The 20,426-nt window shown below is 44.8% G+C and carries 17 protein-coding genes, 1 tRNA gene and 1 pseudogene; 14 read left to right on the forward strand and 5 right to left on the reverse strand.

Annotation, left to right across the window (positions count from 1 at the left end; translation table 11 throughout):
- Window positions 1–304 precede the first annotated feature (304 nt).
- Window positions 305–748 (forward strand): hypothetical protein, encoded by a 444-nt coding sequence (locus tag G4D54_05050; GenBank protein QJA01836.1) that lies wholly within the window; start codon window positions 305–307, stop codon window positions 746–748.
- A gap of 66 nt (window positions 749–814) precedes the next feature.
- Here the strand turns inward: G4D54_05050 and G4D54_05055 are convergent, their stop codons facing one another.
- Window positions 815–1,693 (reverse strand): alpha/beta hydrolase, encoded by an 879-nt coding sequence (locus G4D54_05055; protein QJA01837.1) that lies wholly within the window; start codon window positions 1,691–1,693, stop codon window positions 815–817.
- Window positions 1,694–1,835: 142 nt separating this feature from the next.
- On the opposite strand from G4D54_05055, the gene G4D54_05060 reads away from it, so the two are divergent.
- Window positions 1,836–3,893 carry a PTS transporter subunit EIIA gene (locus tag G4D54_05060; protein ID QJA01838.1) on the forward strand — a complete coding sequence of 686 codons (2,058 nt, stop codon included), beginning with the start codon at window positions 1,836–1,838 and terminating at the stop codon, window positions 3,891–3,893.
- Between the two features lie 122 nt (window positions 3,894–4,015).
- Here G4D54_05060 and G4D54_05065 read toward each other — a convergent pair whose 3' ends face one another.
- Together G4D54_05065 and G4D54_05070 are read right to left on the reverse strand one after the other, a co-directional pair.
- Window positions 4,016–4,480 (reverse strand): hypothetical protein, encoded by a 465-nt coding sequence (locus G4D54_05065; protein QJA01839.1) that lies wholly within the window; start codon window positions 4,478–4,480, stop codon window positions 4,016–4,018.
- Window positions 4,481–4,613: 133 nt separating this feature from the next.
- Window positions 4,614–5,390 (reverse strand): DeoR/GlpR transcriptional regulator, encoded by a 777-nt coding sequence (locus tag G4D54_05070; GenBank protein QJA01840.1) that lies wholly within the window; start codon window positions 5,388–5,390, stop codon window positions 4,614–4,616.
- A gap of 156 nt (window positions 5,391–5,546) precedes the next feature.
- On the opposite strand from G4D54_05070, the gene G4D54_05075 reads away from it, so the two are divergent.
- Both G4D54_05075 and rhaD read left to right on the forward strand, forming a co-directional pair.
- The gene (locus G4D54_05075; GenBank protein ID QJA01841.1) at window positions 5,547–6,575 is read left to right on the forward strand and encodes a 2-hydroxyacid dehydrogenase; all 1,029 of its coding nucleotides are present in this window, start codon (window positions 5,547–5,549) and stop codon (window positions 6,573–6,575) included.
- Between the two features lie 108 nt (window positions 6,576–6,683).
- Window positions 6,684–7,511: a rhamnulose-1-phosphate aldolase gene (gene rhaD / locus G4D54_05080; protein QJA01842.1), complete on the forward strand. Its 828-nt coding sequence runs from the start codon at window positions 6,684–6,686 to the stop codon at window positions 7,509–7,511.
- Between the two features lie 69 nt (window positions 7,512–7,580).
- On the opposite strand, the gene G4D54_05085 is transcribed toward rhaD, so the two are convergent.
- The gene (locus tag G4D54_05085; GenBank protein QJA01843.1) at window positions 7,581–7,817 is read right to left on the reverse strand and encodes a hypothetical protein; all 237 of its coding nucleotides are present in this window, start codon (window positions 7,815–7,817) and stop codon (window positions 7,581–7,583) included.
- Between the two features lie 263 nt (window positions 7,818–8,080).
- Here G4D54_05085 and G4D54_05090 point away from each other — a divergent pair, with 263 nt between their 5' ends.
- The 9 genes and pseudogenes from G4D54_05090 (at window position 8,081) to G4D54_05130 (ending at window position 18,385) form a co-directional block, all read left to right on the forward strand.
- Window positions 8,081–8,362 (forward strand): hypothetical protein, encoded by a 282-nt coding sequence (locus tag G4D54_05090; protein QJA01844.1) that lies wholly within the window; start codon window positions 8,081–8,083, stop codon window positions 8,360–8,362.
- 192 nt (window positions 8,363–8,554) lie between these two features.
- Window positions 8,555–9,246 (forward strand): annotated as a pseudogene (locus G4D54_05095) (response regulator).
- 240 nt (window positions 9,247–9,486) lie between these two features.
- Window positions 9,487–9,969 carry a PTS sugar transporter subunit IIA gene (locus G4D54_05100; protein QJA01845.1) on the forward strand — a complete coding sequence of 161 codons (483 nt, stop codon included), beginning with the start codon at window positions 9,487–9,489 and terminating at the stop codon, window positions 9,967–9,969.
- On the forward strand, window positions 9,966–10,268 hold the full coding sequence (locus G4D54_05105) for a PTS sugar transporter subunit IIB (protein QJA01846.1): 303 nt from the start codon (window positions 9,966–9,968) through the stop codon (window positions 10,266–10,268). The genes G4D54_05100 and G4D54_05105 overlap by 4 nt, the downstream gene beginning before the upstream one ends.
- A 50-nt stretch (window positions 10,269–10,318) precedes the next feature.
- A complete protein-coding gene (locus tag G4D54_05110; GenBank protein QJA01847.1) occupies window positions 10,319–11,734 on the forward strand; it encodes a PTS galactitol transporter subunit IIC in 1,416 nt (471 codons plus the stop codon).
- Between the two features lie 3 nt (window positions 11,735–11,737).
- Entirely contained in the window at window positions 11,738–13,027 is a 1,290-nt protein-coding gene (locus tag G4D54_05115; GenBank protein ID QJA01848.1) for a sn-glycerol-1-phosphate dehydrogenase, read from the forward strand.
- Between the two features lie 8 nt (window positions 13,028–13,035).
- Window positions 13,036–13,731 carry an L-ribulose-5-phosphate 4-epimerase gene (locus tag G4D54_05120; GenBank protein ID QJA01849.1) on the forward strand — a complete coding sequence of 232 codons (696 nt, stop codon included), beginning with the start codon at window positions 13,036–13,038 and terminating at the stop codon, window positions 13,729–13,731.
- A 30-nt stretch (window positions 13,732–13,761) separates the two neighbouring features.
- Complete coding sequence (locus G4D54_05125; GenBank protein QJA01850.1) at window positions 13,762–14,568, forward strand: HAD-IIA family hydrolase; 807 nt, start codon at window positions 13,762–13,764, stop codon at window positions 14,566–14,568.
- A gap of 328 nt (window positions 14,569–14,896) precedes the next feature.
- Window positions 14,897–18,385, forward strand: coding sequence for a hypothetical protein (locus G4D54_05130; protein QJA01851.1), 3,489 nt, complete (start codon window positions 14,897–14,899; stop codon window positions 18,383–18,385).
- Window positions 18,386–18,899: 514 nt separating this feature from the next.
- On the opposite strand, the gene G4D54_05135 is transcribed toward G4D54_05130, so the two are convergent.
- A tRNA-Val gene (locus G4D54_05135) sits at window positions 18,900–18,975 on the reverse strand.
- An 844-nt stretch (window positions 18,976–19,819) separates the two neighbouring features.
- On the opposite strand from G4D54_05135, the gene G4D54_05140 reads away from it, so the two are divergent.
- Window positions 19,820–20,416, forward strand: coding sequence for a TetR/AcrR family transcriptional regulator (locus tag G4D54_05140; GenBank protein ID QJA01852.1), 597 nt, complete (start codon window positions 19,820–19,822; stop codon window positions 20,414–20,416).
- The last annotated feature ends 10 nt before the right edge of the window (window positions 20,417–20,426 follow it).

Consider the following 20,426-nt stretch of genomic DNA (forward strand, 5'->3'; position numbering starts at 1 on the left):
AAACATGTAAGCGTACATGATATGCACTGCTTACATGTTTAATTTATAACACATTTCCGTTTGTTGCGATCACATTCCGATACCACCAGTAAGAATCCTTCGGATACCGTTTCCGTGTCCCGTGTCCTGCATCATCCTGATCGTTGTAAAGGCATGGAATGGAGCAGTCAGCACATCGTCAATGATGTATTTATGATACAGATTTCGCTCAGATTGTAAGAATGCATGCGAAACAGCAGGACGCGAGGTTGCAATTCCTGCTCTCTATGTTACGATATATATGGAAAAGGATGGAGGGTATCATATGAAAAAAATACTGCTTCTGTGTCTGGTGTTTCTCTTCCTGGGCAGTTTTACCGCATGCAGTAAAGCCGGGAATACAGCCACTGCGGATGGTCAGGAACAAATTCTGGAGGAAAGCGATTTTTCAAAGCTGGTGAAGGATGACGACATATTGAAGGTTTCATCGAAGGATACGGATATTACAGTGAAGCTTGGATCTGTTCCAAAGGATCTGGTTGTGAGCGGGGAGCTTCTGGATGCTTCCGGAAAGCCGCTGTACCATCATGTGGTGAAGATTTCATTTCAGGAAAAAGATGGAAATATCGTCTTCCAGAATGAAGCGCTGCTTCTAAGTGCTGTAAGCAGTGATTCGGATATTTTAAAAAAGAGTCTGCTTGCCTATCGTATTCACAGTGAAAGTGAGAATATGGACTGGCATCTTCTTGTGCAGCTGCAGGATGTATAGCCTAATCGATTATACATAAGAAAAGCTTATCTTTTATATAGCATGGATAAGCTTCTTTTTTCTATTTTAAGAGCCTGCCTTCTGCAGCTTTTTCTTTGCTTTTTTATCCTTGATCTTATTCACAAGATGCTTCCAGTTCGGCAGGTAATCCCCCTCCTGCTGTTCCTTCTGTTTACGAACCTTTCGCTTTTGCTGGATATCCTTGTTCTGTATCCAGCTTTTGACAAAGCGCAGGTATTCCCTTGGATTGCCAAGACTGAAATCCCCGTGCGTATAATTCATCAGCATGAAAATCTGTGCATCACTCAGTGCCTCTTTCAATAGATCGGCACTTTTTTTCATACTCTTCTTCTCACGCTGTCCAACCAGAATTGCTGTTTTACATGTAGCCTGCGCCAGATTTTCGGGAAGCTGAAAGGTACTGACTGTATGGTGTATGCTTTTCAGGTTTTCCTTTGTCATTGCCTGATAATTTTGATAATAATCCTCAAAGGCAAAATCATCATTGAAAACAGTGTAGTACATGAATTTATTGAACCATTTTTTTCTTGCCAGTGCATTTGTGTAGATGCCGGCATAGGCACTCCAGCTCTGCAGCTTTACCGGCTGCATCATCGCACTTTCAATCATGGCGTATTCGCACAGATCCGGCTTCATAGACAGCATGGAAACGGCAATCTGCGCACCCAGTGAAAATCCTGACAGCACCTGGATATGCCCGTTATAAAACTCCTGAAGATAGGTAAGCAGCTCCTCTGCACACTGCTGTATACTGATGAATGGTTTCTGAGCTTCACTTCCATGTCCGTCTAAGACGGGGACGATGAGGGTGTAATCTTTTTTCAGCTCCCGTATTTCTTCCTGAAAGCTGAAGGCGGAAAGGCATTCTCCGTGGATATACATATAGACCGGTTTGTTTTTCTGAACATAGGTTTTAAATTGCATGATGACCAACCTCACTTTATGCTTCCATTATACGATAGGAAACCGTTTTCAGCTGATTAACTTCTTGCGGAGTCTTTTGCAGAAAATTAACCTTTGCATTTTGACATATTTTCTATATGATATATGGTGAGGTAGATAGCTAATGAATAAACGTGCACGAGAAATCATTTTCTGGATAATGGAAAAGCGGGATTATCAGGAAACCTGTACCATCAATGATCTGATGGACAAATTCAAGGTATCGGAACGAACGATTCGCTATGATCTGGAGGGAATCACGGATTTTCTTCTGGAAAACAAGCAGAAGCCGATTCAGCTTTGTGAGCATGGCGTGATTGAGCTGCAGAAGGATACTGATACCATTCGCATGCTGCTGGGACAGAATGATTTTTATTCCTTCAAGCTGAGCAAGGAGGAACGCATGCATATGATTCTGTATCTGATAGCGAATACGGGGGAGCATGTAACCCTGCAGCAGCTGGCGGATATACTTTTTGTATCCCGTTCCACAATCATTCATGATGTGGATGATGTACGCAAGAGCATTCAGAAGCAGGATCTGGAAATCGTATCCCTTTGCCGAGGTCTGCGTATTCAGGGCAGGGAGAGCAGCCGCCGGATCATGCTGATGCATCTGCTGCGCCTGCCGTATGTGCAGCAGTATCGGATTTCAGAATATAAAGATATGATGTCCCCACAGGATTTGGAAAGCCTGAAGCGTATGATCAAGGATGCGGAATTATCAAGCAGCCGTTTTTTTACTGACGGTTCCTTTGAAGATTTGCGGCAGTATCTAATGCTTATGATTGAACGCTACCATAAGCATCGGTTTGTGGAGATCGACTATGTATCCCAGCATCTGTCCACGCAGAAAATGGCAAGCCATCTGATGAACAAAATGGAGGATTATTTCGGTATGGAGCATCGGCTGCAGGAGGAATACCTGCTGGCGGATATCCTGTACAATATGCATTATCTCAAACGCAATGATGCGGATGAGAAGATCATGCAGATTCAGGTCATCTCCAAGCAGTTTATTGATGCCGTAGCGCATGATCTGAATATTGATCTGCGCAATGATTTTCAGTTTTACCAGAATCTGACCAATCATCTGCAATCCACATTTAAGGATCTGGATATGGGGTATGATAGTGACAATGAGCTTCTGTATGAAATCGTGAAGAAGAATTCGGAGGTTGTCGCAGCGATTGAGAAAAATCTGCAGCCACTGGAGCTGTTTGTACAAAGAGCCATCACCCGTGAGGAAATCGCCTATATCACCATTCATGTCTGTGCGGCAATGGAGCGCAACCGTTATCAGGGTGCGCAGTTCACGATTCTTCTTGTGTGCAACTCCGGTGTGGGAACCTCACAGCTGCTGTTAAGCCGGCTGAAAAAATACTTTCAGTTTTATGTAGCGGATGTTCTGCCGGTGCATGCACTCGCGAATTATGATGTTACAGGAATCGATCTGATCATATCAACGGTACCGCTGAAGGAGGAGCGCTGTGAAACCATCATTCTGCATCCGTATCTGAGTGATGAGGACTGTATCCTTTTGGGTGAAAAGCTGGAAACATTGAAAAGCGGTATGCACCGTGTGAATTCCAATCCGAATTTTCAGCGACTTCAGACACTGATTGCGAATTCCATTGCCATCAGCCCGCTGGATAAGGATGAAATCTATAAGAATATTATCCGGGATCTGCAATCGCATTTCTTTCCGATAGCCCCAAGTGACAAGGCAACGCTTCGTGAACTGCTTGCCGGACATATCGAGGTGGATGTGGAATGTGCAGACTGGAAGGAGGCTGTCAGAAGAAGTGCGCAGCCATTGCTGGAACAGGACTATCTGAGTGAACAGTACATCACGCAGATGATTCGCAATATTGAAACAATGGGACCGTATATCGTACTGGCACAGGGCTTTGCCTTGCCGCATGAATCGCCGGATGTCGGTGGGATGCAGCTGGGGATGCAGCTGATTCGGCTGAAGCATCCGGTACCGTTTCATTCGCAGTTCTATGATCCTGTGGATTTTGTATGCTGTCTGTCCACGATAGATAAGGACTCGCATTTGAAGGCAATGTTTCATTTAATGAATCTGTTATCGAAAGCGGATTTCTGTGAGAATATCAGAAAGGCGAAAACCGCAGAGGAAGTATATCAGATAATTTATGAATATGAATCCATTTTATAAACAGCTCTTTGCAGGATACTGTAGGAACGTACTACCATGCGTAAAAGGGCTCATGAAGTAGTATCACACATAAAATAAAAAGCTTTCTGAAGAGCTGCGATACGCATCTGAAAGCTTTTTTATTATTCTGCCAGCAGAACACCCGTATAGGTCGCAGCCATCGTATCCCCCGTTATATCCATACGGTTTATTTCGATACATTGCAGCTGACCATGCAGGGATAAGGAGCCGCTGTTTTCCTGAAATTGCAGCGTATCCGGAAATTCTATAAGCTTTCCCGATTTCTTGGTTATGGTAACACTGCGAAAGTGGAATGGTGCAGGAATCAGTTTCCCAACCTTTTTGTAAAGTGAATTTTCTGTCAGTTGAATCTTTGTGTCCTTTGTCACATATGCACTATCCAGCTTTACGGATACGGCTTTACCGATATCAAAGCGCTTATCAATTCCGGTTTCCTTAATTACATGTTCTTCCGATTGTGACAAGGTATTGCTCCATGGCTCCGGATTTTCTTTTGCACCGATCGGCATGGATACGGCAAGACAGGCTGCCATAAGTGCAGCACATGGTAAAAGCTTTTTCTTCATAACATCATTTCCTCCCTATTTTCTGTTCAGTGATTAGAACTATATCTAGTATTATACCATAAAAAACGGGTTCTCCTCATTTTTCAGGCTAATTGTAAAATGATGCATAACAATAAAATCTGAGTTTATGAAATTAAATTTGTGGTGCAGCTTTCACCACGCGGATACCGCATTGCCGATATGCCTCCAGCAGACTTTCATCCGCGCCCTGATCTGTGATAAGCGTATAGCTCTGTTCATGAGATATTGCAATGAAATCACGGCTGTTCAGCTTACTGGAATCACACAGGACATAGACCTCCTCCACAATGGAGAACAGTGTTTCCAGCAGACCGCTTTCCACCACACTGTCGGTATACAGGTTTCCCTTTTCATCTATCGCATTCACACTTAAAAAGGCCTTTGACAGCTGAAACTGTTTTAGATTTGTCTGTGCAATCGGACCGGTCAGCGTGAGGGAATTGCTGCGCAGTTCACCACCGAGCATAAAAATGGTTAATCTGGAATCCTGATACAATTCATATGCCACATTCACAGCATCGGTTACGACGGTCAATGGCAGGTAGTGCAGAAGGGCAGACGCAAACATATCCATCGTAGAGCCGCTGGCAAGAAAAATACGATCATGCTCCTTCAGAAAGCCTCTTGCAATATGGGCAAGCTGCCGCTTTTTCTCTGTATGCAGCTTACGGCGCTTTGCAAACGGTGTCTGCGCATCAAAGGTTTTCTTTTCCTTTGCGATGGCACCTCCATGTGTTCGAATCAATGCTCCCATCTGTTCCAGCTCCATGAGATCACGACGAGCGGTCATGGCCACTATGTGGAAGCTTCGGCATATCGTCTGTACGTGAAGCTCTCCTTTTTCCTGCAAAAGCGCAAGTATTGCTTTCTGCCGTTCCTGTTTTGTCATTGTTATCACCTGCCTTCACTATATCATAAAATGTGCGTTTCGAACAATAAAATTAAAAAAAAGATGAAATATAAACAATAAACATGAATAGTGTTTCTGGATTTTCATTTTTGTACTATGATGAATGTGCGAAACGAACAATTAGGAGGAATGTATATGAAATGTGTTGCTGTTGGAGATATGTTTCTGTCAGAGGAGGCATTCGCTAGGGTATTGAAACATCACGCACTGTTTTGTTCCTATCACGGCTTTTCATGGAAGGCGGATCTGGATCGTGTATCTACACGTACGCTGATTCGCAAGATTGAAACAAAGGGAAGTGAGGCATATGCAGTCGAAGGGGAATTGAAGGAGGCTATGCTGGATGCGGACGTGATCTTCATTCATATGTGTCCGGTGGGAAAGGATATCATTGAGCAGGCACCGCACTTGAAGTATATTGTTACGGCAAGGGGCGGTGTGGAAAACATCGCGGTGGAAAGTGCAAAGAAAAAAGGAATCAGAGTTATTCACTGTCCCATGCACAACGCCTTTGCCGTTGCTGAGCTGACGGTTGGGTTAATGATCTGTGAAACACGAAATGTGACAAGAGCAGATCGCTCCCTGCGCGAGGGTATCTGGAGAGAATCCTATCCGAATACCGGATCGATACGGGAGCTTAGAAGTATGACGGTAGGTTTGATTGGCTTTGGTGCAATTGGTCAGCTTGTCGCACAGCGCCTGCAGCCGTTTGGATGCAGCATCATGGTACATGATCCCTATCTGGATGCATCTGTTATTGAGCGACTTGGCTGTATCGCGGTTGATAAGAAAACCCTGTTACAGGAAAGTGATATCGTATCCCTTCACGGTCGCATCGGACCCAATGATCCCCCGATTATCGGGCGTGAGGAATTGAAGCTTATGAAACCGGTCAGCTATCTGATCAATACGGCAAGAGCGGTACTGGTGGATATGCCGGCGCTGGAGGAGGCGCTGCAAAACGGCAGCATCATGGGGGCTGCGATCGATGTATTTCCGAAGGAGCCGCTGACTAAAGAAGATGCTGTCGTACAACTGGATAACTGCACACTTACCAATCATCGCGGCGGGGATACTCTGGATTCCTATGAACGCAGTCCGGAGCTGCTGCTGGAACAGCTGCAGGAGGCAGTGCAAACAGGACATACGAAATACATGATATAAAACCTATATGATTGCCCTGCACACAGAGGGCAATGTCTTATGCATGATTTAAGATAAGGATGGCTTACAGCTGCTTGCTATCCTGTGGGATATGAGAGGAGAAAACATATGAAAGTAGAAGAAACATCATTTTTAAATGAATATATCGCTATGGCGGATTATGGCGACAGACTGGGCTGGCATGAGCGCAACGGCGGGAATTTCACCTATTGGATGAAGCCGGAAAATGTTGCGGATGTAAAAGATGAATTGCACGATAAAGGGGAATGGCTGCCGATTGGTACCAATGTGGATAATCTTGCAAATGAATATTTTCTAATCAGCGGCACGGGAAAGTATTTTCACAATATGAAAAAGGATCCCCGGCATACAATAGGCATCATACAGGTTGATTCTACCGGTACAAAGTATCGTATTCGCTGGGGTCTTGAAAACGGAGGCCGTCCTACCAGTGAGCTGCCTACGCATCTTATGAATATGGCAGTCAAGGCAAAGCTTACAAATAATGAAAACCGCGTGATTTATCACTGTCACTGTCCCAATGTGATTGCACTTACCTTTCTGCTTCCGCTGAAGTCGGAAATTATCACAAGAGAGATTTGGGAGATGATGACGGAATGTCCGATCATCTTTCCTGAGGGAATCGGTGTCGTGGAGTGGATGGTACCGGGAGGTCGCGAGATTGCCGTTGTCACAAGCAGGCTGATGGAAACCTATAATGCGGTCATATGGGCACATCATGGAATGTTCTGCAGCGGCGTGGATTTTGATTCCACCTTTGGTCTGATGCATACGATTGAAAAGAGTGCCGAGATGTGGATCAAGGTGCATTCCTGCCGACAGGATAAGCTGCAGACGATTCCTGTGGAGGGCTTCCGTGATTTGCAGGAAGCGTTCCAAGTAATACTGGATGAACGTTTTCTTTACAAAAAGTAGATAAATAAAACTCCGGTCATGACCTATGCTTGACCGGAGCTTTTTCATACCGCTAACAGTTAAACTCTTTTACTTCTGAATGGACCTGTTTCCAGCCACAAGCAGTATGATACAGGAAAGTGATGAAAGGATAGAGATAAGCAACAGAAGCCAGTACAGCATCCCATAGGAATCGAAATATTCTGTGACACTGATCATCTCATCCAGGGCGATTCCGCTCGTCCATAAGAATACCATGGAAATAGCCAGTGTCCCCAATAAGCAGAGAAGCAGAAAAGGCAATACTATTTTTTTAAAATTTGACATAAAGATCCTCCATTTCTATTTATATAAGCTTTCGCATGCCTGCTGCGTAACTAAATGGTTGGGCATTGAACATCATCAGGTACGCAGATAGCTGCAAACAGGAAAATGATTTGATTTACAGAAGGGGAAAACCACTACCTTATCATCTACTTCCCTATGTTTATTTTACATGGAATGTGGAAAATGTAAATATGTAGGGGATGAATGGTATCTATCCAGGAGGGAACGGTCTATGTGTTACCAGAATAGGAGGAGAGCCAGTTATGCTTTTAATTTTTTACCGTTTCCTACCTAAATCGACCGCTTGTCCCATTTTTATTTACTTTTATGATCATAATGTTTATGATGAAGACGATGATAGGTGGAGGAAGAGACAAATGAAAACATATACCTTATTGATTGTGGATGATCAGGCGGATGCGGCAGAGCAACTGAGAAGTGGTATCGAAGGTATAAGTCCCGGTGTATTTGATATAGCGGTGATGAATGATGTACAGGCGATACAACAGATTTTTCATCAGATAGCTTTTTACATCTTAAAATGACCGAATGATACCTGTGGCATACCGCTTGTCCCAAAAGCCTTTTCATCTTTTCAAATTATGCTATTGTATATATAACGCGCGAAGGACAGAAGCCGGCACCTGAATGTATCCATAAAGGAAGCCCTCCTCTATCCTGTGTGCTTCACCATATAACTGGAAACAAGGCAACACCATGCCGACAGGGAGGTACTTATGCAGCACTATACTATACTGATTATTGATGACAAAAGAGAACAGGCAAAGGAAATCAAAAAGAAAATTGAAGCCCTGCATCCCGCCTTTCATGCTGATATCGCCAATGACGCAAGCTATGCATTAAAGGGCACCTATGATGCCTATCTCAGCGATCTGATGATGCCGGTTCACTCCGGTATAGAAATCGGAAATATGATTTATAAGGAAAATCCGGATGCCATTATCATACTCATGTCCTCGCTGGATAATTTCGCCATTGAGCGCACCCAGCAGTTTTCCGCCTTTACCTTTCTTCCCAAATCCAAACTGGATCAGGAGCTTTTGCCGCTGCTTCAGCATCTGGAACGCCGCCTGAATTACATCAATATACGCATCCATGTAAAAGATGGGGACAAAAGCATCGCTGTACCGATTTATAAAATCCATAAAGTGAGCGTTATAAAAAAGCAGCTCTGTCTGGACATGGGAAATACACGCTATACCTATTCATGCGATTTCAGGATTTTCAGCGCATATACGATGATTATTTTGTCTGTCCGAAAAACGGTCTACTCATCAATCCGTCCTGCGGCTATTACTATGAAGCGGGGCATACACTGCAGCTGAAGGAGGAATCGATTCGTGTCAGTCTGCTGAAGCGGAAGGAATTCAAAGAAAAATACCAAAAATATTATGATAGCCTCATGTAAATCCCGGCTGTTATTCATGTCACAAAAAGACGCTGTACGCTGATACAGGGTCTTTTTCTATGGTACAATTTGCAGTATGCCTGCTGTGCAAAGAATTCCACTGTTCAAAACTCTGCAATCCTCTGCGCAGTCTTTTACTCTTTTATGAAAGCGCTTTTTGCATTACACTGTAGGTGGATAGAAACAGCGGGATACATGAAGGGGTGGCATCCCTCATGATCGACAAAAAGGAGTATGGAAATGATTTGGGAAGACTTAGATAAAAAACTGATTCACCTACAGGCGGAAGCAGGGCATGCCAATGATATCTTTGATCAGCTGGGCACCTGCTTCATAAACGAGGGCTACAGCCGAAGCGATTATGTGGAGGCCCTGAAACAAAGAGAGGCACAGTTTCCAACCGGATTGGATATCAATGGATTCGGTGTCGCAATACCGCATACGGATGCCGGCTATGTACTGCATGAAACTGAAGGAATCATGACACTGAAGCATCCGGTAACGTTCATTCAAATGGGCAGTGATGATACACAGGTAGAGGTGAAGGTTGTCTTCATGCTGGCGATTGAGGATCCCAAAAACCACATTAAGAAGCTGCAGCAGATTCTGCGTATCATACAGGACAACGCCGTTCTGGAGAAGATCTATCAAGCCTCCAGTGCCGACGAGGTCATAGATATAGTAAAACAGAAGGAAATAGAAATAGGAGGAGAAAACTTATGAAATCAGTAAACATTCTATCAATCTGTGGTTCGGGAACCGTCACCAGCAGCATGGTGGCCGCTAAGCTGAAGGACCGTTTGTCCGAGCACGGCTATCAGGTAAGTGCTACCGAGGCAAAACCGACCGAGGCTTTAAATCTGGCGCAGTCAAAACGCTTTGACATTATCGCACACACCTCACCGCTTCCTAAGGGAGATTATGGGATTCCTTGTGTCAATGCCTTTGCCTGCATCACAGGAATGGGAGAGGACAAGTTCTTCGAGGACTTCCTCAAGGCACTGCAGTCAATAGGGAAATAGGCATTCGACTTCGCAGTACGCAACATAAATTATAAAGGAGAGATAAACGTATGGTTATATTAGAATTTCTGAAATCAATGATCGACAATTTTGGGGCTGCGGTTATCGTACCGATCATCATCGGAATCATCGCATTGTTCTTCCGTGTCAAACCGCAGAAAGCATTCCTTTCCGCCTTATATGCCGGAGTATCTCTGGAGGGTATTTCCCTGATGGTTGGGGCATTCACACCGATTATCACCCCGCTGGTTAAGAATATGGCGGATGCCATGGTCAACATCACCGGTGTAAATCTGAATGTATTCGATGTCGGCTGGCAGGCAACCAGTCTGGTAGCGTTCTCGACAAGTGCCGGTATGATCTATCTGGGACTCGGTATTGTATTACAGACAGTGCTGTTTCTGATCAAATGGACAAAGTGCTTCCAGCCCTCTGATTTATGGAACAACTATTCCTATATGGTATGGGGAGCCATGGTTATCTTTGCGACAGACAACTTTGCACTGGGCATCGCCTGCATGGTGCTGCTGAACCTGTATTCTCTGCTGATATCCGATATGCTGGCAAAACGTTGGTCTACGTATTATCAGTATCCAAACTGCACCATCATTGCTATGCATAACATTGAACCGGGTATTTTCGCCATTGTCTTCGATCCGATTCTGAATGCAATCGGCTTCAACAAACTGAAGCTGAATCCGCAGACGATCCAGCAGAAAATCGGGTTCATGGGGGAACCGATGACCATTGGCTTTGTATTGGGTGGTATTATCGGTATTCTGGGAAACCTGTCCAATCTTGGCTCTATGGCAGGCTGGGGATCTGTGCTGACGGCTGCTGTTGCCACGGCTGCGGTTATGGCCATCTTCCCGAAAATCACAGGGTTCTTTGCACAGGCATTTGCGCCGATCACCGAGGGTGCCCGTAAATTCATGGGCAATACCGGAGATCGCGAATGGTATATCGCCGTCAATGATGCTGTCGGCTATGGAGAGCCTGCAACGCTGACGTGTGGATTGCTGCTGATGCCGGTTATGGTACTGATTGCATTCTTCCTGCCTGGCAACCAGACACTGCCGGTTGTCGATCTGGTCGCAATTCCTTATATGGTAGAGGGACTTGTTGCCGTATTCAACGGAAACATGGCAAAGGTCATCGTTACCGGTGCCATCTGGTTCAGTGTCGGCTTACTGATGTGTACGTATACAGCACCGCTGTTTACCGAGGTTGCCAAGGGCGCAGGCTATGCGATTCCGGCAGGTGCTGCCATGATTACCAGCTTCAATATACTGGGAAAACCGCTGATGGGGCTGATCTTCCTCGCCTTCCTGAGCGGAAGTCCGCTATGGATCGGTGTCGCCGTCGTCGCATATGTGGTCTGCTATGCCGGATACCGCATGAAACAGAAAAACGTAGAGGAGTATCTGGAAACACAGGCAATGAAAAATGCAGAGGCGGAGGCTTAGGCTATGAATATTGATGTACAGGAATTCCGTAAGCCGTGTGCCTGCGGAAGAACACATGAAATTGTTGTAGATGATATGATTATTGAGAAGGGCGCCATACAGCGCCTTCCTCACATCATGAAAACATATTACAGTGAATACAAAACGATTGCCATGCTGTGCGATGACAATACGTATGCAGCGGTAGGAAAGCTCGTGGAGGAGCTTCTTCCCAATATCATCACCATCCGGCTGAACCCTGAAAATCTGCATGCGGATGAGCATGGTGTGGAGGCTGCACAGAAGCAGCTGGACAAATATGCGGGAATTGACTTTCTGATTGCGGCAGGCTCAGGAACGATTCATGACATTACCCGCTATCATGCGTATGAGAAAAAGCTTCCGTTTCTGAGTATACCAACGGCTGCCAGTGTGGACGGCTATGTTTCCACCGTTGCCGCCATGACATGGCACGGCTTTAAGAAAAGCTTTACGGCGGTATCTCCGCGCTTTGTGCTGGCGGACAGTGAAATCTTTTCAAAGGCACCGCTTCGTCTGACCGCAAGCGGCGTCGCTGATCTGCTGGGAAAATTTACGGCACTGTGTGACTGGAGAATCGCGCATGCCCTAACCGGTGAATATATCTGCGATACCGTCGTTGATATGGAATATAAGGTACTGAAGGAGCTTTGTGACAATCTGGACGGTATTCGCAACGGCGATTTGAGTGCCTACGAAAATCTGATGTATGGTCTGCTGCTGAGCGGAATCGCTATGCAGATGGTTGGTAATTCCCGCCCTGCATCCGGAGCGGAGCATCATATGTCACATTTGTGGGAGATGTCCGCAATCAATGAGCCGATTGATTTCTATCACGGAGAAAAGGTCGGTGTCGGACTCTGTATGGCCACGGCAGTTTATAAGAAAGCAGAACAGAAGCTGCGTGCGGGAGGCTATCAGGTGAAGGATCACATGGAGCTGGAAACAGAGTTCATCAAAGCCAATATCACCAGTCCTGTCCTGCAGGAGGAGATTCTGAAGGAAAACACACCGAATCTGATGGCAGATATCACCGGGAACATGCTGAAGGAGAAGGAAGCGGATATCCTGACGATTCTGGCAGACCTGCCGGATGCGGAAACTATGATTGGCTGGATGAAAAAGGTACACGGTCTGACGACGATGCAGGAGCTGACACTTGATGAGGCACTGAAAACGACAACACAGCGTCTGAGTCCGTATATCCGTCAGCGGCTGACCTTCATGCGATTGTTGAAATTCTGTGATTTCTATGATGAAATCACAGAAGGGTAGGAATCACTATGCTGGAAGAATTAAAGCAGCGTGTGCTGGAGGCGAATCTCTTGCTTCCCAAGCACGGACTGATCACCTTTACCTGGGGAAATGTATCCGGAATTGATCGTGAAATGGGCATCGTCGCCATCAAACCGAGCGGTGTGGAATATGATCATATGACGGCACAGGATATCGTGCTGTGCGACCTGGATGGAAACGTGGTGGAAGGAAAGCTGAAGCCAAGCAGTGATCTGATGACGCATCTTGCATTTTATAAGAGCTTTCCCAATGTCGGCGGAGCGGTGCATACACACTCCCGCTGGGCAACCGCCTTTGCGCAGGCAGGACGAGCAATCCCTGCATTAGGGACTACGCAGGCGGATTACTTCTATGGAGATATTCCATGCACCAGACTCATGAGTGAAGCGGAAATTCACGGAGAATATGAACTGGAAACCGGACATGTGATCGTGGAAACCTTCACAAAGGAAAACCTGAATCCAGATACGATGCCGGGCGTGCTTGTACACAGCCATGGACCTTTCGCATGGGGAAAAGACCCCTTTGAAGCGGTGCATAATGCAGTTGTGATGGAGGAATGTGCTGCGATGGCATTTGTCAGCATCATGCTGCAGGACAACGCGGTACAGCCGATGCAGCAGGTATTGCTGGATAAGCATTTCAAACGGAAGCACGGTCCCAATGCCTATTATGGACAGTAGACCCTGCAAGCCGTATTAAGGATGGATATTATGATACGAGATAAGAAACAGATCCAGGAAGCGATGAAGCCCATACGGGCATTCATTCTGGATATGGATGGAACAATTTATTTAGGGAATGCATTGTTCCCCTATACCCGCAGCTTTCTGGATACGGTAAAACAAAGCGGGAGAGCATATTATTTCTTTACAAACAACTCCTCAAAGGACGTTAAGACGTATATCGATAAGCTGCATACCATGGGCATTGATATCGAACAGCGGCAGATGATGATTTCCACCCATGTCATCCTGCGCTGGCTGAAGGAGCATCATGCGGGAAAACGCGTGTATGTGGTGGGGACACCTGCTCTGCAGGCAGAGTTTCAACATCATGGCTGGCAGCTGGATGAGGAGCATCCGGATATCGTTGTTCTGGGCTTTGATACGACACTGACCTACGATAAGCTGTCAAAGGCCTGTCATTTCATCCGGGAGGGAGCCGCATACTACGGCATCAATCCCGATCTCAACTGTCCCATGGAAAACGATACCTTTATCCCGGACTGCGGAAGCATGGCAAGGCTGATTGAAGCAAGTACCGGTCGCTATCCGAAATTCTTCGGAAAGCCGAGTCCGAAAACACTGGAATACATCATTAAGGAAACCGGTCTTGACGCAAACCAGATCGCCATTATCGGGGATCGTCTGTATACGGATATCGCCGTAGCGGATCACAGTGCGGTTACCAGCATTCTGGTGATGAGCGGAGAAACGAAGGAAGCGGATATCGAAAAGAGCGAGGTAACGCCGGATATCGTGATCGAGGATATCGGAGAACTCGCAAAGCTGCTGTAGGAAACCGCATGCGTCATATGGCTTTCTATCAAAGGAATGCATTCCATAAAAACAAGGAAGGAATCCTCTTGCACAGACAGGGGATTCTTTTGCATTCTTCCGTTACATACAGATACACATTCAATTCCTATTCACCAATCTGTCTCGCATATAAACAGCAAAGAAAAGGGGAAAGAAGTCAAATTAATTGTATGACAATGATTTCATAAATCATGATTGCCCGCTATGAACCCATGCATTGATCTGCGATTTCTCAGTGAACAAAACCGCATTTGCTTTTAAAGTCCATCAGAAGATGTTTCTATTTATTAAAGGTTGGAGTATACTGATGGTAGATGGTGAAACGAGGGATTACATGAAAAAGAAAATGAAATGGCGAAAGCTGGCACTAGCCCTGGCTCTGGCAGTGTCCTGTATGCCGCAGAGCATGAAGGCACAGGAGGTTGTTGAGCAGATGAAAGCCCTGCCTTTTGAGATTACGAATATCGGTGTATCATCCAACACGGTGAAAGCAAAAGAGGCTGTTACGTACACAATAGATGTACAAAGTGAAAAACCGATGAGCTCCAGAATAACAATACATCTGACTGCCCCGATTACAAAAAAGGAAAAAGGGGTAACTATGAAATATGACGGAAACGGACGATACACAGGCATATTTCAAACGTCTGAGGATGAGGAAGACGGCATATGGAGGGTTGATCGTATCGATGCAGGACTGGAAAATGGTGACAGAATTTTGATATATAATACCGTTGACCTGCCAAGCTATGCGGTATATGCATATGACTTTTCCCCTCTGGATGTAACGGTTACAGATTCAACAGGCGCCGATATTACAAGGCCGGAGCTGCACGGAATTTCCGTTTTGACAAAAGAAGTCTATCCTGGTTCCGCAATTAAATATCAGTTTGATGCAAGTGATGATATGAGTGGAATCAAAAGAATTTCAATCACCCTGCATTCTCCCAGTGGTAAGGCGTTGAGGAAAAACGTGGAATATTCGCAGGATCAAACGGTATATGAATTGACAATTCCTACAGACAGCGATCTGGAGGAAGGAAACTGGACCATTTATTCAGTAGCTCTGTGGGATTACAAAATGAATTTTGTGAACTATATCAATCAGCCTTTACTTTCATCTTCCTATGAGAATATGCGCTATTTAGATATGTCTGCACAGGGATTTCAGGTAGTGCCTGATCCGGATGTCGCCCAGGGACTGAGCAATGTATTTTATATTACGGATTCTAAAACAGTAAATGATTATGTTTACGATGGGGATTTGTATGTCGGGGAAAATGCTTTCCTTACAATGAAAAATGTGCATGTGACAGGGAATGTCTATGTACTGGGTGTATTGCGTTCCCAAGGTATTCAGGTTGATGGAACCGTGTTCTGCAAAATGAGTACGACAGGCTATAACAACACACAGGGTACGTTTATGTGGTCAGGAACAAATAGTATTCACAGTGTTCAGGCAACCAACCGGCCGGTAGCGGTGGTTCCGGTTCGCATTGATCAGACGCTCACGGCTTCCCGTAACGGGGATGTGGCTCTTAAGGGTGTGTCCCTGCCGTATATCACGATTGCGGTGGAGGGAAAAGAAATGCAAACCGATTATCGAGGGCGTTTTGACGCCGGTATTGTTAACATCGGAGAAAAGGATACCGTAAATATCACATGGAAGCTCCCGTTTGGGATGCCGGCAGAAAACAATATTGCAGTAGAACGGGAAACTCCTGTATCACTGCATATGCTTACGCCTCCCGATAAACTGGAGTATATAGCCGGAGAGAAAGTATCGTTGAAGGGAATGCGCATAGAGGCTGTATATGCGGACGGCTCTAAGAGGGAAACCACGGCATACAGGGTGGAGAATACCGCTTTGACTGCCGGAAATCATTCGATCACTGTCAGCTATCATGGCGCAAAAACATCGTTTCAAGTAACCGTGAAGGATATTCCGGTTACTTCCCTGAAGTTGAATAAGCAAAGTGCAACCCTGCATCCGGATGAATCGGTAGCCCTGCAGGCAGATATACAGCCCGCAAATGCAACGGACAAATCCATCGCATGGAAATCAAGCAACTCTGCAGTTGCCTCTGTGGATGAAAAAGGCAGGGTTACCGCCCTGAAGAGTGGAACTGCAGTGATTTCAGCTGTTATGAAGAACGGCATACGTGCCGAGTGTAGGATTACAGTGAAAATCGCTGTTGATCATATACAATTAGACAGCACAGCTCATGCGGTATTTGTTACAAATACAGGAGATGTAAAGGCAACGGTGTATCCACAGGATGCGACCAATCAGAAGGTGATCTGGCACAGTTCAAACACCAGTGTTGTGACCGTGGATCAAAACGGCCATTATAAGACTCTGAAACCGGGGTTTGCCTACATCTATGCAACGTCGGATGATAATGAGAATATCAGAACGTTTTGCGAAATCAATGTAAATGTGCCTCTGGTGGAGGTGAGTATTCAGGAAGCATCCTTGAATTTGAAACGAGGACAGTCCTATCAGCTGAATTATAGCGCCTATAGTCCTGCCGGCGTGAATGTCGCTTTCCAGTGGACGAGCAACAATCCGGATATTGCTTCTGTGAATCAAATGGGTGTCATAACAGCACACAAGGCAGGGGTGACATCCGTCAGTCTGAACTCCCCGTATGATAACGGCAGTGATGTGGTTTATGTGACGGTCACCAACCCGGTCAGCGCATTGAAAATGAATAAGGCATCCGCGAATATGACCAAGGGCAGCTATCTGCAGCTGTCGGCGTCCATATCTCCATCGGATGCATCGAACAAAGGTCTTACCTGGACATCCAGCAACAAGAATATCCTTACGGTCAGCAGCAGCGGAAAGGTTTATGCGAAGGGCTTTGGAACAGCTACGATCACTGCACAGGCAAAGGATGGCAGCAAGGTAAAAGCAGCAAGCAGAATTTTCAGCGGCTATGGTATCAGCTATGTGCTCAATGGCGGAAGCAATCATAAATCCAATGTCAGCGTGTATTACAATCAGGCAGTCAAGCTGTACAATCCTACCCGCAGCGGATACAGCTTTAAGGGCTGGTACTCCGACAGCAAATATAAGACGAGAGTAACGTCCTATAAAAAAGGAACCAAGGGAAACAAGAAGCTGTATGCGAAGTGGAGCAAGAACACCTACCGCATCACCTATAAGCTGAATGGCGGGAAAAATACGAAGTCCAATCCATCCACCTATTCTGTAACTTCCTCCATTTCCTTGAAGAACCCAAGCCGTAAGGGGTATTCCTTCAAGGGCTGGTACAGCGACAGTAAATATAAGAACAAGGTAACCAACATCAAGAAAAGAACAGGAAATCTGACACTGTATGCGAAGTGGAGCGCCACTTCCTACCGCATCACCTATAAGCTGAACGGTGGTAAAAATACAAAGTCCAATCCATCTGCATTTACAATCAATTCAACTGTATCTCTGAAAAATCCAAGCCGTAAGGGCTATTCCTTTAAGGGCTGGTACAGTGACAGCCGCTATCGGACACGGATCAAGACAATTAAAAAAGGAACAACCGGAAACAAAACACTGTATGCGAAATGGAGCAAAAACAGCTACCGTATCACGTATAAGCTGAATGGCGGGAAGAATACGAAATCCAATCCTGCCAAATACTCGATCACATCCTCTGTGAAGCTAAAAAACCCAAGCAGAAAAGGCTATCGATTCACAGGCTGGTATACGGATGCTGCCTGTAAAAAGAAGGTAACCGCTATTAAAAAGGGAACTACTGGTAATAAAACCTTTTATGCAGGGTGGAGAAAATAGGCGATTCATGCAAAAGCATGTACAAAAGCTGCTTGAAAATTAAGCTGTTCATGCTCTCTTTATGAAAAATAAGGGAATTCAAAGCTATTGTGTTTAACAATAGAAATTCGGATTCCCTTTTTATAATGTGAAACACCAGAAAAAACATACAGCGTGCTTACCTTTGTTTCAGCAACCTCTGAAAAATTACGAAAATCAGCTTATATGTAGACAGCAATATAGCTGTAAGAATTCAAACACCGGCGAAGCTACTATAAAGGAATATGGTTTTGCTATTCATGGAAATTTATATCCTTTCGCTATTTTAATGCAAGTGTATGATCAAAGAGTATTTTTCGTGGCGCAAACTCAGAATCTAAGAAAGCTCTGTTGTATAAGCTCATCCATAGAGAGAAACCTGCAGTTTTTGCTTTTCCCGTAGCCGGATATAACGCATCCAAAGAACTTGAAAGCAAATATAAAAAAAACGGCTCTGCCTTATTGATAAGGTTAGAGTCCGTTTCACGTTTATTCATGGTGGAGGCTGAGGGACTCGAACCCCCGACCCTCTGCTTGTAAGGCAGACGCTCTCCCAACTGAGCTAAGCCTCCATCAACGTTAACTATAATACCATGAATGATTTTAAATTGCAATTACTTTTTTGTGAAATCATAATATTTGTATTTATTTGTTACGGGCTACAGTCTATATGAATAGTATAAACCTGATTCAAAGAAGCAATTTGTAATGAAACATGCATTTTTCTGTTTCATGCTCTTTACACGGATGTACTATACCATTTTTTTCTTTTTGATGATAGCGGGATCCAGACTGAGGTTCAATACAGTGCTCTCCCTAGGGGGATTCCCTGTCACTCGTTTAATAACGGTGTTACAGATAAAAGCAGCATCTTCATCCTCCGAACCAAGAACAAACTTGAAAAATATCGTTATCATATGTTAGCCGTTCCTGCACCTCCACGTTTATTTCTTTGTTTCCGATTACATCTTTTGTATGCATAGGTATCAATTCCTTTCCTATGCCTTACACTATTACATACGTAAAAAAAGGATGAAACTCCTAAAAAAAGAAACATTTTTTATATTAAATGATGTTTGTGTTTACTAGTGTTTTAATCGTGAATGAAAGAATATCTGCTTAATTCTTTTACTAGCTGCTATCCGGTTTCAGTCATTTATGAGCTGTGAAAATCAAAGCTGCTGATGTTCACGCACAAAAGCAAACACCTCCAGATAAAGCCACTGTAAGGTACGATGAAAAATAGGCCATAAGAAAAACAAATGTTAAGCATTTAGACAAAAATCAGAAATTGTATAGAGAACCTGCTTCAAAGCCGCATATAAATTATTGACGAATCGTCATTTTTGCAATATCCTTTTCATCGGTTAGAAAAAAATGACGAATCGTCATTCAGCGAAAACGGGAGAGAAGCATATGAAGAACAAGGTACTATTGAACAAGAGTGAGAAAAAGAAACGGATTGAAGAAGCCGCACTTGCATTGTTTTCCTGCAATGAGGTGCATCAGATTTCCATTGATCAGATCGCCCAAAAAGCGAAAGTTGCCAAAGGTACGTTCTACCTTTACTTTCATGACAAGGTGCAGCTGATCAATCATCTCATCGTAAAGGAAAGCTCCTCGATCATCAACGACGCACTCCTTGAAGCCAAGCGGCAAAGAATTGATGATAAAATTGACGAACTGATTTTTCTGATCGACCATGTCATCGCCTATTTCTGCAGACATCCGGAGGTTATCAAGCTTATACAGAAAAACCTGTCCTGGAATCTTGTTGGCGGAAAGCTGAAGGAGGATGACAATTATGAGGTGGCAGTGCATATGAACAGCTACTGTGACTTTCTGGTAACACTCGGGTATACCCGAAATGAAGCCTATCAGCTGCTGTTTATGATTTTAGAGCTTGTTTCTACCCTGTGCTATACTGCAATCGTGCTGCATCAGCCGGACGATATCGAACAGCTGAAGCCAATGCTGTTTACTACGATTCGCAAAATGATCGAACGATCATAAACAAGATTGG

The organism is [Clostridium] innocuum, assembly GCA_012317185.1.
GTDB classification, from domain to species: domain Bacteria; phylum Bacillota_I; class Bacilli_A; order Erysipelotrichales; family Erysipelotrichaceae; genus Clostridium_AQ; species Clostridium_AQ innocuum.

Bases quoted from the DNA above. Each gene is read 5' to 3' on its own strand.
- G4D54_05050 (QJA01836.1), top strand. From the start codon at position 305: ATGAAAAAAATACTGCTTCTGTGTCTGGTGTTTCTCTTCCTGGGCAGT.
- G4D54_05055 (QJA01837.1), bottom strand. From the start codon at position 1,693: ATGCAATTTAAAACCTATGTTCAGAAAAACAAACCGGTCTATATGTAT.
- G4D54_05060 (QJA01838.1), top strand. From the start codon at position 1,836: ATGAATAAACGTGCACGAGAAATCATTTTCTGGATAATGGAAAAGCGG.
- G4D54_05065 (QJA01839.1), bottom strand. From the start codon at position 4,480: ATGAAGAAAAAGCTTTTACCATGTGCTGCACTTATGGCAGCCTGTCTT.
- G4D54_05070 (QJA01840.1), bottom strand. From the start codon at position 5,390: ATGACAAAACAGGAACGGCAGAAAGCAATACTTGCGCTTTTGCAGGAA.
- G4D54_05075 (QJA01841.1), top strand. From the start codon at position 5,547: ATGAAATGTGTTGCTGTTGGAGATATGTTTCTGTCAGAGGAGGCATTC.
- rhaD (QJA01842.1), top strand. From the start codon at position 6,684: ATGAAAGTAGAAGAAACATCATTTTTAAATGAATATATCGCTATGGCG.
- G4D54_05085 (QJA01843.1), bottom strand. From the start codon at position 7,817: ATGTCAAATTTTAAAAAAATAGTATTGCCTTTTCTGCTTCTCTGCTTA.
- G4D54_05090 (QJA01844.1), top strand. From the start codon at position 8,081: ATGCTTTTAATTTTTTACCGTTTCCTACCTAAATCGACCGCTTGTCCC.
- G4D54_05100 (QJA01845.1), top strand. From the start codon at position 9,487: ATGATTTGGGAAGACTTAGATAAAAAACTGATTCACCTACAGGCGGAA.
- G4D54_05105 (QJA01846.1), top strand. From the start codon at position 9,966: ATGAAATCAGTAAACATTCTATCAATCTGTGGTTCGGGAACCGTCACC.
- G4D54_05110 (QJA01847.1), top strand. From the start codon at position 10,319: ATGGTTATATTAGAATTTCTGAAATCAATGATCGACAATTTTGGGGCT.
- G4D54_05115 (QJA01848.1), top strand. From the start codon at position 11,738: ATGAATATTGATGTACAGGAATTCCGTAAGCCGTGTGCCTGCGGAAGA.
- G4D54_05120 (QJA01849.1), top strand. From the start codon at position 13,036: ATGCTGGAAGAATTAAAGCAGCGTGTGCTGGAGGCGAATCTCTTGCTT.
- G4D54_05125 (QJA01850.1), top strand. From the start codon at position 13,762: ATGATACGAGATAAGAAACAGATCCAGGAAGCGATGAAGCCCATACGG.
- G4D54_05130 (QJA01851.1), top strand. From the start codon at position 14,897: ATGGTAGATGGTGAAACGAGGGATTACATGAAAAAGAAAATGAAATGG.
- G4D54_05140 (QJA01852.1), top strand. From the start codon at position 19,820: ATGAAGAACAAGGTACTATTGAACAAGAGTGAGAAAAAGAAACGGATT.